The following is a 15,701-nucleotide window of genomic DNA, read 5'->3' on the forward strand; positions in this document are numbered from 1 at the left end:
TGTTCATCGAGGACTCAGAAACCGAGATGGAGCGTGGCCAAGCTGGGGAAAACAGCAAAACAAATGGTAATCGGCAACAGAAGGAACACAACTGGAACCATCATGAGGACCTCCTTGCGCCCACCGGCCTCGAGCAGCGCGCGGCGACCCGCCTCCCGGACGTCCTGCGCCTGGGCGCGCAGCACCTCGGCCAGCGGGGTGCCGCGTTCGACGGCCACCACCACACCCTCGGCGAACCGGGTGAGCGGAGCGAGGCCCGTCTGCTCCGCCATCGCCGTCAGCGCCGCGGACACCGAGGCCCCGGCACGGACGGCGGCGAGCGCCCGTCCCAGCTCGTCCGCGAGATCGCCGCGCGCGGTGGTGGCCACCCGCTCGATCGCAGCGACCGGGCCTTCCCCAGCGGCGACGGCGAGCGCCAGAAGGTCGGCGACCGTGGGGAACTCGGCGAGCATCCGTTCCTCCCGCCGCCGGACCCGCTGCGCCAGCACCTGGTCGCAGGCGACGAAGCCCGCCGCACCGCAGAGCAGCACGAGGGCGACGAGCGGGACCACCGCCGACCCTCGCGTGGCGGCGAGCAGCAGCGCGAGGCCGAGACCGGCGGCCACGCCGAGCACCGACCAGACCAGCTGGCGGGCCCGGAACTGGTCGACGCTCTCCCGCGACCCGGCACGGTCGAGCCGACGCCGGACCTGGTCGCGCGGCGAGCCGAACCGTTCCAGGGTGCGCAGGACGGCGGCCGTGACGGGGCCGGACCACGAGGCGACCCGCACGTCGGCGCGGAGGAGCGCGGAGGTGGCGTCGCGAGGCCGGAGGTACGGGGCGAGCCGGGCGTCCAGGCGCGGGCGCCGGGCGTCGAGCCCTGCGAGGACGAGGAGCAGCCCGGCGGCGAGGCCGAGGCCGGCCAGCCCTCCCCAGGCGCCGCTCATCGGAGCACCCGCCGCTCCTCGGGCAGCCGCCCCAGGCGCAGCATGAGCCGGTAGGCGGCTACCGAGCAGGCGGCACCCGCGATCAGCACGGTCACGCCCGCCGCCGAGTCGTAGGCCCGGGCGGTCTCCGGACGGGTGGCGAGGAACCCGAGCACCACCCAGGGTCCGGCGACCGCGACCCGGGCGCCGTTCACCGTCCAGCTCTGACGTGCCTCGAGCTCGCCTCGCGTCCTCAGGTCGTCCCGGAGGAAGCCCGACAGGGTGCGCAGGAGCCTGCCCAGGTCGGACCCGCCGACGTCGCGCGTCAGCCGTAGCGCCTCCGCGATCCGGTCGGCGACGGGGTCGGCGAGCCGGGCCTTGAGCGCGTCGAGGCAGTCGCCGAACCGGCCCGTGGCGCGGTAGTCGCTCGCGAACCGCTGGAACGGCTCGCGGAGCTCGACCGGGCCCCGGTCGCCGAGCTGCGCCACGGCCTCGGGCAGGGAGAGGCCGGCACGCACGCCGGACGCGAGATGGTCGACGACCTCCGGCCAGACCTCTCGCAGGTCGCGGCGGCGCCGACGGGCCCGGGCGCGGACGAGCGCGCCGGGACCGAGCGCGGCCAGGACGGCGAAGCACGCGGCGATGGCGGGCGACCGGGTGAGGGCGAGGGCCACGAGCAGGACCAGGGCACCCGCCCCGGCGCTGGCCCCGTAGAGCATCGCCGGGGTGATCGAGGGTGCGCCTGCCTGCACCAGAAGGTCCTGGACCCTGGTGAGCCGGACACCCTGGACCGTGCTGCGCGCCGGGGGCTCCCAGAAGGACCACCACACGCAGAACGCTCCCGCGCCGAGGAGGAGACCGACCACCACGCCCATCAGCGCGACGCCCCCTCAGGCTCGGCGAGCAGCGCCAGCAGGTCGATCCCCGCCCGCTCGAACCGGTCGGCGCCGGGCGGGAACCCGTCACCGCGCCGGAGCGCACCACCCGCGTCGCGGACGAACAGCGTGGCCGTCTCGATCCGGCCCTCCTCCACGCGACCGGTCACCGCGACGATCTCGCCGACCCGGCGACGCCCGCCCCGGTCGACCCCGAGGTGCACCACGACGTCGATCGCCGACGCGACGGTCGGCACCACGAACCGGTCGGTCACGTTCTCGCCGGCAAGGAGGGGCAGCGTGGCCATCTTGGCCACGGCTTCCCGGGCAGAGTTGGCGTGCAGGGTGCACATGCCGGGGATCCCCGCGTTGAGCGCCACCAGCAGGTCGAACGCCTCGGCCTCCCGTACCTCGCCGATGACGATCCGGTCGGGCCGCATCCGCAGCGCCTCCTTCACGAGGCGGCGGAGCGGGATCTCGCCCACCCCCTCGAGGCTGGGCGGCCGGCACTGCATCGCGACGTGGTCCCGGACAGGCAGCCGGAGCTCGAAGACCTCCTCGCACGACACGACCCGCTCGGACGCCGGGACGGAGCCCGCGAGCGCGTTGAGCATGGTGGTCTTGCCGGCTTGGGTCGCCCCGGCGACGAGCAGGTTGAGGCCCGCGCGCACGGCCGCGTCGAGGAACGCGGCGGCGTGCGGGGTGAGCGAGCCCAGGCGGACCAGGTCGTCCAGGCGGTTCGCGCGGACCACGTGCTTGCGGATGTTGACCGCCAGGTGACGCCGGGTGATGTCGGGGATGACCGCGTGCAGCCGCTCCCCGCCGGGCAGGCACGCGTCCACGAACGGGCTCGACAGGTCGAGCCGCCGCCCCGACGCCTTGAGCATCCGCTCCACCAGGTCGCGCACCTGCTCGCTGGTCAGGATCGTCGTCGTGAGCTCGGAGACGCCGGCCCGGGCGACGAAGACCTGAGCCGGTGAATTGATCCAGATCTCCTCGATCTCCGGGTCGTCGAGGTACTGCTGGAGCGGGCCCAGGCCGCCTACCGCGTCGCCGACCGCCCGTGCGGCCGCAGCCGGGTCGTCGAGCGGCGGCACCGCGCCGAGCGCCACCCGCTCGGCGTAGTCGCCGAGCGCCTCGTGCACCAGGCTGCGAAAGCCCGCGCTGTCGCGCGCAGGGTCCAGCCCTCGGCGGCGCACGAGCTCGCGTACCTCGCTCTCGAGCAGCGCGATGCCGCGGGCTCGTGACGCATCCCCCGTCGAGACGGCCGCGCGCCCGTTCCCGTCGACCCGGACCGGCCGGCGTAGTCCTGTGGGCTCCACCGAAGCGGACATGGCCCTCCCCCTGAGCGGCGTACTCGGATCCCCTGGACGCCCTCCTGCTGGCCGGCGCCGTGACCGACTGTATGAAGGTCCACCGGGATCCGCGCGCCACGATCTGGGATGCCTGTGGATAACGTCCGGTTCGCGGCGTCGTACTGCTTGTCTCCTCGACAGCCCCCGGTGTTACCGTGCCCGGATGGCGAAGCAGGAGGACCGGACGAGCGTGGTGACGGGGCTGGTGCGCGCGGCGTTCCTCGTGGACGCGGTGTACGCGGCGTCGGCCCGCGACCACGGCCTCACGCCGCAGCAGGGCCAGCTCCTGTGCGTGCTCCTGCCGCAGGCGCACGGCATGAGCGACCTGGTCGCCATGCTGGGCCTGGCCAAGTCGAGCCTCACGGGGCTCGTGGACCGCAGCGAGCGCAACGGGTACGTCCGCCGCGCCCCTGACCCGTACGACACCCGAGCGGTCCGGGTCTCCCTCACGGAGGCGGGCCGGCGGCTCGCCGACGAGTTCTACCGCGACACCTGCCGCCGGGTCGGCGAGCTCACGGCAGGCCTCGACGCGCCGGACACCGCCGCGCTGGCGCGCCTGCTCGACCGGGTCGTCATCGACAACGAGGTGCCGGAGGTCTTCATGGATCCCGGCGACGCCCCGCCCGGCCGGGACTGACTTGTCCGTTCGTATCACGAACTATATCGTTCGCGCACGGCGGCGGTGCGCCCGACCCCGTGTCGCTGGGCCGATGGGCCGCGGAGATCGCGCCCGCCGTCCGCGAGGCGACCGCGCACTGAGGCCCGGGCCCGGCTCGCATAGGGTCGCTCCATGAGCTCGCCCCGCTGGCAGGACGCCGCCCGCGCTACCGGCCTCCTCGCCCCCGACGGCCGGGTCGCCGCCACGATCTTCGCCGAGATGTCGGCCCTCGCCGCCCGCACGGGCGCGATCAACCTGGGTCAGGGCTTCCCGGACGTGGACGGTCCCGACTACGTCAAGGCCGCGGCGATCACCGCCATCCGCGAAGGGCGCAACCAGTACCCGCCGGGCGACGGCATCCCGGAGCTCCGGCGCGCGATCGCCGACCACCAGGCCCGCCACTACGGCCTCGCCGTGGACCCCGACGCCGAGGTCCTCGTCACGACGGGGGCGACCGAGGCGATCGCGGCCAGCCTCCTGGCGCTCGTCGGCCCCGGCGACGAGGTCATCACGCTCGAGCCCTTCTACGACTCGCACGCGGCCGGCATCGCGATGGCCGGGGCCACGCACGTCCGCGTCCCGCTCGTCCCGGACGGCAGCACGTTCCGGCTCGACCTGGACGCCCTGCGCGCCGCCGCCTCGCCCCGCACCCGGATGATCCTGGTCAACAGCCCGCACAACCCCACGGGCACGGTCCTCACCCGGGCGGAGCTGGAGGCGGTCGCCCAGGTGGCCCGCGAGCGCGACGCGGTCGTCCTGACCGACGAGGTCTACGAGCACCTCGTCTTCGACGGCGTCGCCCACGTCCCCGTCGCCACCCTGCCCGGCATGGCGGAGCGCACGCTCACCGTGTCGTCGTCGGGCAAGACGTTCTCCTTCACCGGCTGGAAGATCGGCTGGGTCCACGGCCCGGCCCACCTGATCACGGCGGTCCGCACCGTCAAGCAGTTCCTCACCTACACGTCGGGCGCGCCGTTCCAGCCGGCCATCGCCCAGGCCCTGGCCGACGACGACACGCCCCGCGCCCTGGCCTCGTCCCTCGCCTCGCGACGGGACCTCCTCCTCGAGGGCCTCGAGACGGCCGGGTTCGGCGTGAGCGTCCCGGCGGGCACGTACTTCGTGGTGGCCGACGGCGGCCCGCTCGGCTTCGCGGACGGTGCCGACCTGTGCCGCCGCCTCCCGGAGCTGGCGGGGGTGGTCGCGGTGCCGGTGTCCGCGTTCTGCGCGGCCGGCTCCCCCACCGCGGACGCGTTCCGCTCCCGGATCCGCTTCACGTTCGTCAAGCGGGAGGAGGTCCTGCGTGAGGCGGCGACCCGCCTCGCCCGGCTCTCGCCGAGCTAGTCAGCCGAGCACCAGCGACACGGCGACCGCGAGCATGATCACGGCGATGACGCCGTCGACCACGCGCCATGCGCCGGGCCGCCGGAGCACCGGCGCCAGCAGCCGCGCGCCGTACCCGAGCCCGAGGAACCAGGCCCAGCTCGCCACGGCCGCACCCCCCGCGAACCACCAGCGCAGGTCGCCGTAGGTGGAGCCGACGCCGCCCATCAGCACCACCGTGTCCAGGTAGACGTGGGGGTTGAGCCAGGTGAGCGCGAGGGTGGTGCCGACGACGGCACCGACCCGCGCCCGGCCCGGCCTCGCTCCCGGGACCGGCTCCGCCGAGCGAGGCCTCGCCGAGCTAGGCCCTTGTCCCACGGAGGCCTCAGGAGCGCGAGACAGGCGTTCCCGGCCCCCGTCTCGCGGACCAACCCCTATCTCGGCGGGGGTGGCGGCGGGGGTGGCGGCGGCGACCGCCTCCGGTGACCCCGGCCCGCCGTCGGGCAGCGCAAGCTCGCTCGTCCCCAGCCACGCACGGCGGGCGGCGAGCGCGCCGTAGGCGAGCACCACCGCGGCGCCGAGCCAGCGGACCGCCTCGACCACTGCGGGTGCGCCCTGGAGCACGGACCCGAGCCCGCCCACGCCCGCGGCGACGAGCAGCGTGTCCGACCCCGCGCACAGCGCGACGACGAGCGCGACGTGCGAGCGCTGGAGCCCCTGCCGGAGCACGAAGGCGTTCTGCGCGCCGATGGCGACGATGAGCGACATGCAGAACCCGAGGCCGGCGAGCGCGGCGCCGAGCGCGGGGGTGGTAGCGAGCATGGAGCCACCGTACGGAACAGCGCGCTATGAAGACCAGCTCATGTTTCTGAACCCGATGAAGGGCTGCTTCATGTTCTACTACAGGAATGCGCTGGGACTCCGCACAGCTCGAGGCGCTGGCCGCCGTCGTCGCCGAGGGCACGTTCGAGGGGGCGGCGCGCTCGCTGCACGTCACGCCGTCGGCGGTGAGCCAGCGCATCCGCGCGCTCGAGAACGCCGCGGGGAGCGTCCTGGTCAAGCGGTCCCGCCCGGTCCAGGCGACAGCCACCGGGGAGGTGCTGCTGCGCCTCGCCCGCCAGGTCGAGCTGCTCGGCGCGGAGGCGGCCGCCGACCTGGGCGGCACAGGCGGCACAGCCGACGCGGGCGACGAGCCCGGGGCGCCCACCTGGTCCACGATCCCTCTCGCGGTGAACGCGGACTCGCTGGCGACCTGGATCCTGCCCGCGCTCGCCCGCGTGGACGGGGTCTGCTTCGACCTGCACCGCGCCGACCAGGACCACACCGCCGAGCTCCTCACCCGCGGCCTGGTCATGATGGCCGTGACGTCGCAGGCCGAGCCCGTGCAGGGCTGCTCGTCGGTGCCGCTGGGTGTCATGGCGTACCGGCCCGTGGCCACGCCCGCCTTCCGGGAACGGTGGCTCCCGGAGGGCCCCACGTCGGCCGCGCTGTCCGCCGCGCCCGTCGTGGTCTTCGACCGGTCCGACGACCTGCAGGACCGCTACCTGCGGGGCCGCGGCGCGGCGGGTGCGCCCCGGCACCACGTCCCCAGCTCGGTCGAGTACGTCGAGGCGGTCCGGCTCGGCCTCGGCTGGGGCATGCTCCCGGAGCTGCAGTCCGGCCCGCTCGTCGCGTCGGCCGACCTCGAGGTCTTCGACCCCGCCGCCGTCCTGCGCGTGGCGCTGCACCTCCAGCAGTGGCGGCTGCGGTCGGCGGTGCTGGACGCGGTGTCCGCGGCGCTGCGCGCCGAGGCCGTGGACCGCCTCCTGCCGGAGCGCGCCCCGCGCCCCGCGTAGGACGCCTGCGAGAGGGCCCTCAGCAGGTGCCGGACGGTACCGGGAGCGGCTCGGTCTCTGCGCCCGACGGCGGAGCGGTCACCTCGGAGGACGGCGTCACCGGCCCGGTGGTCGCCGGGGCCGATGGGTCCGGCGCCGGGTCGCCGTCCGGGACGGAACCCGGGCTCGCCGTCGGCCCGTCCTGGCCGGGGAGCGGAGGCAGCCCCGGCGGCGGCTGGTCCGCCGCGAGACGCGCCCACAGCTCGTCGGCCGCGTCGGTCCAGACCACGCGGTTGCGGTTCTGGGACCAGGGCTCGTTCGGGACGGTGGTGAAGACGATGCGCGAGCGTTCCAGGTCCCGCAGGCTGAACGCCAGGCCGGTGAGCGTGCCGGGGTCGGCGAGGGCGGGGTCCGGGCTGATCGAGCTCACCACGGCCTGCGTGAGGCCGAGCATCACGGGGACGTTGGTGAGCGTGCCGGCGGACAGGGTCTGGCCGATCAGGTTGCTGACGAAGCCCTGCTGTCGCTCGATGCGGCCCAGGTCGCCACGGTTCTCCTGGATGCCGTCCCCGTGGCGCACGCGCAGGTAGCCGATGGCCTGCTGCCCGGTGAGCCGCTGCTGCCCGGCCGGCAGGTTGAGGCCGCCGTAGTCGGGGTCCTCGACGATCGGCTCCGGCAGGCAGACCTCCACGCCGCCGATCGCGTTCACCACGTCGATCACGCCGTCCATCTTGACGATCATGTGGTTCGGCTGAGGCAGGCCGGTGTTGAGCATCACCGTGGAGATGGTGCACGCGGCTCCGTACGTCAGGTCCTCCGGGTCCTTGCCCGACAGGGAGCCCGCCGCCTGGAACGAGCCGTTGAGCTGCCCCAGGGCGTAGTCCTCGGACATGCGCCCGTCCGGCAGGTGGCACGCCGGGATCTCGACCATCGAGTCGCGCGGGAGGGAGACCACCTGCACCCACGTGCGGTCTGCGGAGACGTGCACCAGGATCGTGGTGTCCGAGCGCATCCCGTCCTCCTCGCCCGCGAGCGCCGCGTTGGCGGCGTCGCGGACGTCCGTGCCCATGACGAGGATGTTCACCGGCACACCCGAGAACGGGTCGTCCGGGTCCTCGGGCTCGGGCGCCGTGCTCGCGCCGACGACGATGCCCTCCACGTCGGAGACCTCGACGTCGGTGGTCAGCCTGTGCACGAGCGCCGCGACCGTCGATCCGCCGAGCACGAGCGCCCCCAGGAGGGCTGCCGCGACCACAGCCAGGGTCCTCGGCCGGTGGCGTCGTGCGACGTGCCGCACGGCCGCCGACGACGCCCCGGTATGTGCTGTTCTGTTCCTGGAGGAGTCCACATCCCTTCAGACGCACCGGGACGTCAGAAGGTTGCTCTCAGCAGGAACCGTCCGGCGGCGGCTCCGTGGAGACCGGCGCCGGGGGCGGGGGCGGGGCGGCGGGGGCCGCGGTCCCGGGATCCGTGGTGCCCGGTGCGGCCGTGCCGGGGTCGGGCACGCCCGCGCCCGCGTCGGGCGCCGTCGTACCGGGATCGGTCGCACCGTCGGCCGGGGCACCGTCGGCCGGGGCCACGGGGGCTGTCGGGAGGGGCGGCAGGTCCGGCGGCGGCTGGTCCGCGGCGAGGCGATCCCAGAGGACGTCGGCCTCGTCGGACCACTGGATCTTGGCCGGGTTGGACGGGTACGCCTCCCACGGCGTCGTCGTGAAGACGATCCGCGACCGGTCGATGTCCTTGATGCTCAGGGCGAGGCCCGCGACGTTCTGGGGGTTGGCGAGGTCCGGGTGCGGGCTGATCGACCCCAGCACCGCGCTGGTCAGGTTGATCATCTTGGGCACGTCGGTGAGCGTGTCTCCGGAGAGGATCTTCCCCAGGACGTTGTTGATGAAGCCCTGCTGGCGGCTCATCCGGCTGATGTCGGACTGGTCGCCCACGCCGGACTCGCCGTGCCGCGCCCGGACGTAGTGCATCGCCTGAGAGCCGTTGAGGTGGTTCAGCCCGGCGGGGAGCCGCAGGGGCCCCCACTTGCCCTGGTCCATCGGCTCGGCGAGACAGACGTCCACGCCACCGAGCGCTTCCACGATGCCGATGACGCCGTTCATCTTGACGATGACGTGGTGCGGCACCGGCATGCCCGTGTTGGCGATGATCGTCGAGATGGTGCACGCCGCACCGTAGTCGAGCTCGGACGGGTCCTCCCCGGACAGCCTCGTCCACGCGGAGAAGGAGCCGTTGATCTGCGTCACCCCGGGGTCGCCCGTCATCCGGTCCTCGGGCATCTTGCAGGGGACGCCCCTGACCATGGAGTCGCGCGGGATCGAGACCACCTGCATCCACGTGCGGTCGGCAGAGATGTGGGCCCACAGCATCGTGTCGGACCGCATGCCGCTGTCCTCGCCCGCGAGGGCGGCGTTCTCGGCGTCGCGGTAGTCCGTGCCGATGATGAGGATGTCGACCGGCACGCCCTTGAACGGGTCGTCGGGGTCCTTGGGCTTCTCCGGCTCGGCACCCACGACGAGGTCCCCGGCGCCGGAGATGTCGATCTGCGACCGAAGGTCGTTGACCACAGCCGCGACGCTCGAGCCACCCAGCGTGAAGAGGCCCACCACGACCATCGCCACGACGCGAGGGACCGGGGACCACCCGCGTCCGGAGGCGTGCCGGGCCGCCGGCGCCTCCGGATTCTTGGGCATCGCCGGCTGGGGGCCGGAGACATGCTGCGGTGGGATCGTCACGGGCATGGTCAGAGAGTAGTGCCGGGTCGTGACGCTCCTGAACGCGCTCCACCGGGTCGAACCGACCCTTTTGAGGAGATTTCGCGAAGACTCAGGCACATACGCCGTCAAGCAGCACCTCGCGGCTGGGCGACGGCTCCGGGGCCGGCGCGGCAGGCTCCGTGGTCCCCTGGCCGGCGCCGCCCTGGCCCACCCCGCCCGAGGTGTCCTGTCCGCCCGACCCGGGCTCCGTCGTCGTGCCCGGGGGCTGCTCGCCGCCCCCGGCGGGGACCGTCACCGCAGCCTCGTGGCCGGGCGGGGGCGTGTCGTCGGCGAGCCGTTGCCAGATCTCGTCGGCACCGTCGCCCCACACCACGCGGTTCTCCGGGTCGCCCGGGTCGGGAACCACAGGGAGCTGGGTCATCACGACGTCCGCGGACCCCAGCCCGCGCAGGCTCCAGCCCAGCCCCACCAGCGCCTGCGGGTCCGCAAGCTGCGGGTCCGCGCTCAGCGCGCTCAGGGCGGCGCTGACCAGGCCGTACATCTTGCCTGGGTCCGCGAGGGTCTCCGCCGACAGGATCTGGCGCATGGTCGCGCTGATGAACGCCTGCTGGCGCTCGATGCGTGCCAGGTCGCTGCCCAGCTCGAGGCCCATGCCGTGCCCCTTGCGGGCCCGGAGGTAGGCGATGGCCAGCTCGCCGTGCAGCACCTGGTCGCCGGCGTCCAGCCTCAGGTTCCCGCCCTCGGTCTGGACCATCGGCTCCGGCAAGCACATCCGCACCCCGCCGATGGCGTTCACCACGTCGACGATGCCGTTCATCTTCACGACGGCGTGGTTCGTCACGGTGACCCCGGTGAGGTCCTGGACTGCCGTGATGGTGCAGGCGGCCGCGTGCGCCAGGTCTTCCTGGGTCCCGCCGCCGATGCTGAACGCGGAGTTGAACCTCCCTGTCTGCGGACGCGAGAGGCCCCCGTCCGGAACGTTGCAGGCGGGGATACGGACCGTCGAGTCCCGCGGGATCGACACGACCTCGATCCAGCGCCGGTCCGCGGAGATGTGCACCAGCATCGTGGTGTCCGAGCGCATGCCCTCGCCCTCACCCGCGATGGCGGCGTTCGCCTCGTCGCGGAGGTCCGTGCCCATGACCAGGAGGTTCACGGCTCGGTCCTTGAACGGGTCCGAGGGATCGGCCGGCGGCGACGGCTGCCCCCCGATGACGAGCCCCGTGACGTCCATGGCGTTGAACTTCGACAGCAGGTCCTGGTAGAGCGTCGCAGCAGAGGCCGTCCCGAGGGCGAGGGCGCCCACCAGCGTCATCCCGACGACGCGTGCCGCCCGCTGCCGGCGCCAGCTCCGCACGTGCCGGGGCGAGCCGTCAGTGGCGGAGGAGTCGAATCGCTGCACATTTCGGAGTGTACGAGCCGAATCGGGCTGCCGTGATCTTTTCGTGATCTTCACGACCGCTACGAGGGTGAACCCGGCAGCGTCCGGTCGCCTCCCGCGGGAGACGACCGGACGCGGTGTCGGACGAGCGTCAGCGCGACGAGACCGCCGCGTCGCCCAGGTCGGGGTTGTCGGTGAAGAACCCGTCCATCCCCGCGTCCAGGTAGGTCTGGATCTCACGCACCAGGTCACCGGTCGCGTTGGGGTCGGTCGACGAGCGGTAGTCCACCGGCATGAACTGGTTCTCCCGGCGGAAGGTCCAGCCGTGCACCTCGAGCCCCGCGGCGTGGGCGTCGGCGATGACGGGGGTCGGCGTGCCGAGCGTCCCGTCTGCCCGGCGCGGGATCAGCACGCTCTTCTCGGTACCGATCCCGTCGGCGTAGGTGGCGATCTCGGCCAGGCCGGCCGGCGTCGCGAGGTCGCGGTAGGTGCGGGGGTCGCCTGCGGCGGCGAGGTCGTACGGCGCCCCGCTGTTGCTGATCAGCTGGGCCAGCGGCACGTCCGTGAGCTCGTTCAGCTCCACGAGGTTGCCCACCTCGAAGGACTGCACGATCACGGGGGCACCGGCGCGGTCGAGGCCGTTGGCCCGGAGCGTCGCGACGAGCGGCTCCTCGAGCGAGAGGCCGATCGAGTCGAAGTACGACGGGTGCTTGGTCTCGGGGTAGACGCCCACCGGCGCGCCGTCGCAGGTGCGGCTGTTGCGCGCCAGGTCGATCACCTCGTCGAGGGTGGGCACCTGGTAGAGCCCGTCGAAGGCGGTGTTCTGCGGGCGGGTGCCGGGGATGCGCTCCTTCGCCCGGAGCGTCCGGAGCTCGGCGAGCGTGAAGTCCTCGGTGAACCAGCCGGTGATGCCGGCGCCGTCGATCGTCTTGGTGGTGCGGCGCGACGCGAACTCGGGCTTCGACGCGACGTTCGTGGTGCCGCCGATCTCGTTCTCGTGCCGGGCCACCAGGACGCCGTCCTTGGTGGCGACGAGGTCGGGCTCGATGTAGTCGGCGCACTGCAGGATCGCTGTCTCGTACGCGGCCAGCGTGTGCTCCGGGCGGTAGCCCGACGCGCCGCGGTGGCCGACGACGGTGACGCCGTCGTCCGTGGCGCGCACCCGGCGCAGGTCGATGATCGCCATCTCGGTGTCGTCGGGCGTGCCGGGTACGCGCGCGGCGTTGCCGGGGTAGTTGTTGTCGTTGCCGATGAGCAGGCGGCCGTCCTTGAGCTGTAGCACCGTCTCGAAGGACTGCACGGGCAGGGCGAACGTCTCGCCGAGGCCGTAGCCCTCGCCCGCGTCGATCCCGTGCGGGTTCTCGACCCGCAGCGCGTCCAGGACAAGCTCCTTCTGGACGAACCCGTCGCTGTCGGTGCGGTCGAGGTTCACGCGGTAGACGCGCTTGATGACGGACGCCGCGCCCTGGAAGTCGTCACGCTCGATGAGCAGCAGCTCGTGGCGGCCCACGGTGAAGGCGTCACCGATGACGTCGGCCGGCATGTCGGTCTGGTAGGCCCAGCGCTGACCGGTGTACTCGCCGCGGCGGGTGTCGAACTCGTAGATCCAGCGGCGACGGGGGTCGGCGTCGTTCGCGAGCGCGCCCTCGACCACCGGATAGAGAAAGCGGCCGTCCTTGCTGGCCGACATGGCCTCGAAGCCGCGGCTCGAGGGGACGAGCGGGGTCTCCCCCGGTGCCAGGTACGGGTTGGCGGGCGACTTGCCGTCGGGGAAGGGCACCGGCGCCTCGAGGAGGGTGCCGTCGGCCGAGAAGTGCAGCAGGAACGGGCCGAACTCCTCGCCCACCCACAGCGTGCCGTCCTTGGCCCGCACCACGGACTCGATGTCGAAGTCCGCGCCGGTGAGCAGGCGCTCGACCGTCCCGTCGTGGACGATCGGGAAGTCGAGGACCCCGTTCGCGTCGTTGTAGGAGATGAAGCGCTCGACCTCGATCTCGCCGGAGCCGCCGCCGGCGGTCTCCCAGTGCGGCCGCACCAGGTAGCTGCGCAGCAGGAAGTCGGCGGAGTTGCCCTTGGCGCCGAACCCGTTGTCGGGCTGGGCCCAGAAGGTCCCGTCGCCGTTGTCGACCATGGCGGAGAAGCCGGGGATCACCTGCCCGGCGAACGGGCCGCTCCGCCCGTTCGCGGGAGTGACCGCAGCGCCCGACTCCGGTCCCTCGGCGAGGAAGTCCGCCGAGAGGGTGGCGCGGGCGACGAGCGTGGGCTGAGTGCGGAACGGCGAGCCGTTGGCGTGACCGGCGGGCTCGTGGCTGCCGGACCCGTGGCCACCGGGCTCGCCGGCAGCGGCGACCGTCGGGACCAGGGCGGGCAGGAGCAGCGAGGCGGCGGCGACGAGCGCGGCGGCGCGCAGGGTGGAGCGTGGTGTCGTCCTCATGGGCGCGAGCCAAACGGAGCCGTCCGACATCGGCGTGTACCGCGGTGGTCGGCCGGGTGAACGCTGAGTGTCGGCCGACCGTGCCGGTCAGACCGGCAGGTGCCACCCGCCCTTGCGGAACGCCGGGGTGGCCACGGCGAGCACCACGATCGCCAGGGCCAGCGCGACGACCATGACCGCCGCCATCGAGGTCGCGGTGCTCCCGAGGAACCCGGCGAGCGGGCTGACGACGCCCGCGACGAGCGACTGGATCGCGCCGATCATCGCCGCGGCGGTCCCGGCGATCTCGCCGTGCCGGGACAGTGCGAGGGCGGAGGCGTTCGACGGGATGAGCCCCTGGAAGGCGAGGACGAGCCAGAGCACCACCAGCAGCCCGGCGAGCCCGCCGAACCCCGTGATGGCGACACCGAGCAGCACCACCGAGATGATCGCCTGCGCCACGATGCCGAGCCGGAGCAGGCGGATCGGGGCGACGCGGCGCACCAGGGCCGCGTTGAGCTGGGCCGACAGGACGAGGCCCAGCCCGTTCACGCCGAAGAGCAGCGCGTACTGGCCCTGGGTGAGCCCGTAGCCCTCCTGGAACACGACGGGCGAGCTGACCACATACGCCATCAGGACGCCGAAGCCGAGGCCGGGCACCACCGCGAGCGCGATGAAGTGCCGGTCGCGCAGGAGCGTCGTGTAGCCGCGCAGGGCGGCGGCCCCGACGCCGCCGGTGGTCCGGGACTCCGGCGCGTGGGTCTCGGGCATCACCTTCAGCACGACGACGGCCAGGACCGCCCCGATGAGCGCGAGGGCGACGAACACCCAGCGCCAGCTGGCGACTGCCAGGACGAGCGTGCCGACCGTGGGCGCGAACATGGGCGCCACGCCGATGACCAGCATGAGCCGGGACAGGATGCGGGCCGCCTCGGCGCCCACGAAGCGGTCGCGGACGATCGCCACGGCGGCGACGGCGGCGGCCGAGTTGAAGAACCCCTGCAGCAGGCGCAGCGCGATGAGCATGGGCATGTCGGTCACCAGGGCGCACAGCAGCGACGTCACGACATGCAGCGCCAGCCCGACGAGGAGCGGCCTCCGCCGCCCGAACCGGTCGGACAGCGGGCCGATGACGATCTGCCCGACGGCGCCGCCGATCAGCATGCACGACACCGTCACCTGGGCCATCGCGTCGGTCGACGCCAGGTCCTCGGCGACCTGCGGGAGGGCCGGCAGGTACATGTCCACGGTGAACGCGGGCAACGCGCAGAGCGAGCCGAGCATCAGGACCCAGCGCAGGACGGAACGGGAGCGCGGGGGCATGGTTGTCGACACCCGGAGAGCCTATCGAATCGATACGAGGAGCGGGAGGGCCTGAGGCCTCCCGGCGTGGTGATCCCCGCCCGGCGGGGGAGTGTCGGTGGGCCGGGGCATGCTGGAGCCATGTGCGGACGCTTCGCCTCCTTCCGGGACGCCCAGGACCTCGCCGACGAGTTCGCCCTCGCCGACGTCGCCGACGACGCCCGGCTGCTGCCCCCGTCCTGGAACGTCGCCCCGACCGACCCGGTCCGGATCGTCGTGGAGCGCGCCGCCAAGGACTCTGACGAGGTGGTGCGCTCGATGCGCGTCGCGCGGTGGGGGCTGGTCCCGTCGTGGGCGAAGGACCCGTCCGTGGGCTCGCGCATGTTCAACGCCCGGGCGGAGTCCCTGGCCGGCAAGCCGGCGTTCGCGAAGCCGTTCGCCGTCCGGCGCTGCCTCGTCCCCGCCGACGGCTACTTCGAGTGGAGAAAGCTGCCCGATCCGCGGGGTGGGGGCGACGTCACGGCGGGTTCCGGCACCGGACGGGCTTCGCGGGTGCCCAAGCAGGCGTACTGGATCCACCCGCCCGCGTCCGGCGTGGCCGCGCTCGCCGGGCTCTACGAGTTCTGGAAGGACCCGTCCAAGGACCCGGACGACCCCGCGCGGTGGGTCGTGTCGGCGACGGTGGTGACCACGGCGTCGTCGGGCACGATGGAGCTCCTCCACGACCGGACGCCGCTGGTGCTGCCGGCCGGGGTGTGGGACGCCTGGCTGTCGCCGGACGTGGGCGCCGACGAGGCCGCCGGACTCCTCCGCGCCACGGGCGTGCGGCTCGAGGCCACGCCGGTGCGTGACGCCGTGGGCTCGGTGCAGAACAACGGGCCGGAGCTCGTCGAGCCGGACCCGGAACCGCGCGACCCCGAGGTGGTGCGGCTCTGACGTCCGGCCGGGGCGGCGC

13 protein-coding genes are annotated in these 15,701 nt (G+C 73.5%); 4 read left to right on the top strand and 9 right to left on the bottom strand.

Going from position 1 to position 15,701, the window contains the following annotated elements; genetic code table 11:
• Positions 1-14 precede the first annotated feature (14 nt).
• The 3 genes from D1350_RS03925 to D1350_RS03935 are packed head-to-tail and all read right to left on the bottom strand — an operon-like array spanning position 15 to position 3,114.
• Complete coding sequence (locus tag D1350_RS03925) at positions 15-926, bottom strand: type II secretion system F family protein (RefSeq protein ID WP_125774134.1); 912 nt, start codon at positions 924-926, stop codon at positions 15-17.
• Entirely contained in the window at positions 923-1,780 is an 858-nt protein-coding gene (locus D1350_RS03930) for a type II secretion system F family protein (RefSeq protein ID WP_125774136.1), read from the bottom strand. Before D1350_RS03930 ends, D1350_RS03925 begins: the two co-directional genes overlap by 4 nt.
• Positions 1,780-3,114: a TadA family conjugal transfer-associated ATPase gene (locus tag D1350_RS03935; protein WP_125774138.1), complete on the bottom strand. Its 1,335-nt coding sequence runs from the start codon at positions 3,112-3,114 to the stop codon at positions 1,780-1,782. The genes D1350_RS03930 and D1350_RS03935 overlap by 1 nt, the downstream gene beginning before the upstream one ends.
• 184 nt (positions 3,115-3,298) lie before the next feature.
• Here D1350_RS03935 and D1350_RS03940 point away from each other — a divergent pair, with 184 nt between their 5' ends.
• Together D1350_RS03940 and D1350_RS03945 are read left to right on the top strand one after the other, a co-directional pair.
• On the top strand, positions 3,299-3,772 hold the full coding sequence (locus D1350_RS03940) for a MarR family winged helix-turn-helix transcriptional regulator (RefSeq protein WP_125774140.1): 474 nt from the start codon (positions 3,299-3,301) through the stop codon (positions 3,770-3,772).
• A 153-nt stretch (positions 3,773-3,925) separates the two neighbouring features.
• Complete coding sequence (locus D1350_RS03945; RefSeq protein WP_125774142.1) at positions 3,926-5,134, top strand: pyridoxal phosphate-dependent aminotransferase; 1,209 nt, start codon at positions 3,926-3,928, stop codon at positions 5,132-5,134.
• Here D1350_RS03945 and D1350_RS03950 read toward each other — a convergent pair whose 3' ends face one another.
• Positions 5,135-5,935 carry a LysE/ArgO family amino acid transporter gene (locus D1350_RS03950; RefSeq protein ID WP_164545017.1) on the bottom strand — a complete coding sequence of 267 codons (801 nt, stop codon included), beginning with the start codon at positions 5,933-5,935 and terminating at the stop codon, positions 5,135-5,137.
• A gap of 86 nt (positions 5,936-6,021) precedes the next feature.
• On the opposite strand from D1350_RS03950, the gene D1350_RS03955 reads away from it, so the two are divergent.
• A complete protein-coding gene (locus D1350_RS03955; RefSeq protein WP_125774144.1) occupies positions 6,022-6,948 on the top strand; it encodes a LysR family transcriptional regulator ArgP in 927 nt (308 codons plus the stop codon).
• Between the two features lie 19 nt (positions 6,949-6,967).
• Here D1350_RS03955 and D1350_RS03960 read toward each other — a convergent pair whose 3' ends face one another.
• The 5 genes from D1350_RS03960 to D1350_RS03980 form a co-directional block, all read right to left on the bottom strand.
• Positions 6,968-8,182: an LCP family protein gene (locus D1350_RS03960; protein WP_240643865.1), complete on the bottom strand. Its 1,215-nt coding sequence runs from the start codon at positions 8,180-8,182 to the stop codon at positions 6,968-6,970.
• Positions 8,183-8,312: 130 nt separating this feature from the next.
• Complete coding sequence (locus tag D1350_RS03965) at positions 8,313-9,674, bottom strand: LCP family protein (RefSeq protein WP_125774148.1); 1,362 nt, start codon at positions 9,672-9,674, stop codon at positions 8,313-8,315.
• Positions 9,675-9,759: 85 nt separating this feature from the next.
• Positions 9,760-11,052, bottom strand: a complete 1,293-nt coding sequence (locus D1350_RS03970) for an LCP family protein (RefSeq protein WP_240643866.1) — start codon at positions 11,050-11,052, stop codon at positions 9,760-9,762.
• A 130-nt stretch (positions 11,053-11,182) separates the two neighbouring features.
• Entirely contained in the window at positions 11,183-13,465 is a 2,283-nt protein-coding gene (locus D1350_RS03975) for an esterase-like activity of phytase family protein (protein WP_125774150.1), read from the bottom strand.
• A gap of 87 nt (positions 13,466-13,552) precedes the next feature.
• A complete protein-coding gene (locus tag D1350_RS03980) occupies positions 13,553-14,779 on the bottom strand; it encodes a multidrug effflux MFS transporter (protein WP_338068132.1) in 1,227 nt (408 codons plus the stop codon).
• A gap of 108 nt (positions 14,780-14,887) precedes the next feature.
• On the opposite strand from D1350_RS03980, the gene D1350_RS03985 reads away from it, so the two are divergent.
• On the top strand, positions 14,888-15,682 hold the full coding sequence (locus D1350_RS03985; RefSeq protein WP_125774152.1) for an SOS response-associated peptidase: 795 nt from the start codon (positions 14,888-14,890) through the stop codon (positions 15,680-15,682).
• Positions 15,683-15,701 lie beyond the last annotated feature (19 nt).

The organism is Antribacter gilvus, from assembly GCF_003946865.1.
GTDB lineage: Bacteria > Actinomycetota > Actinomycetes > Actinomycetales > Cellulomonadaceae > Antribacter > Antribacter gilvus.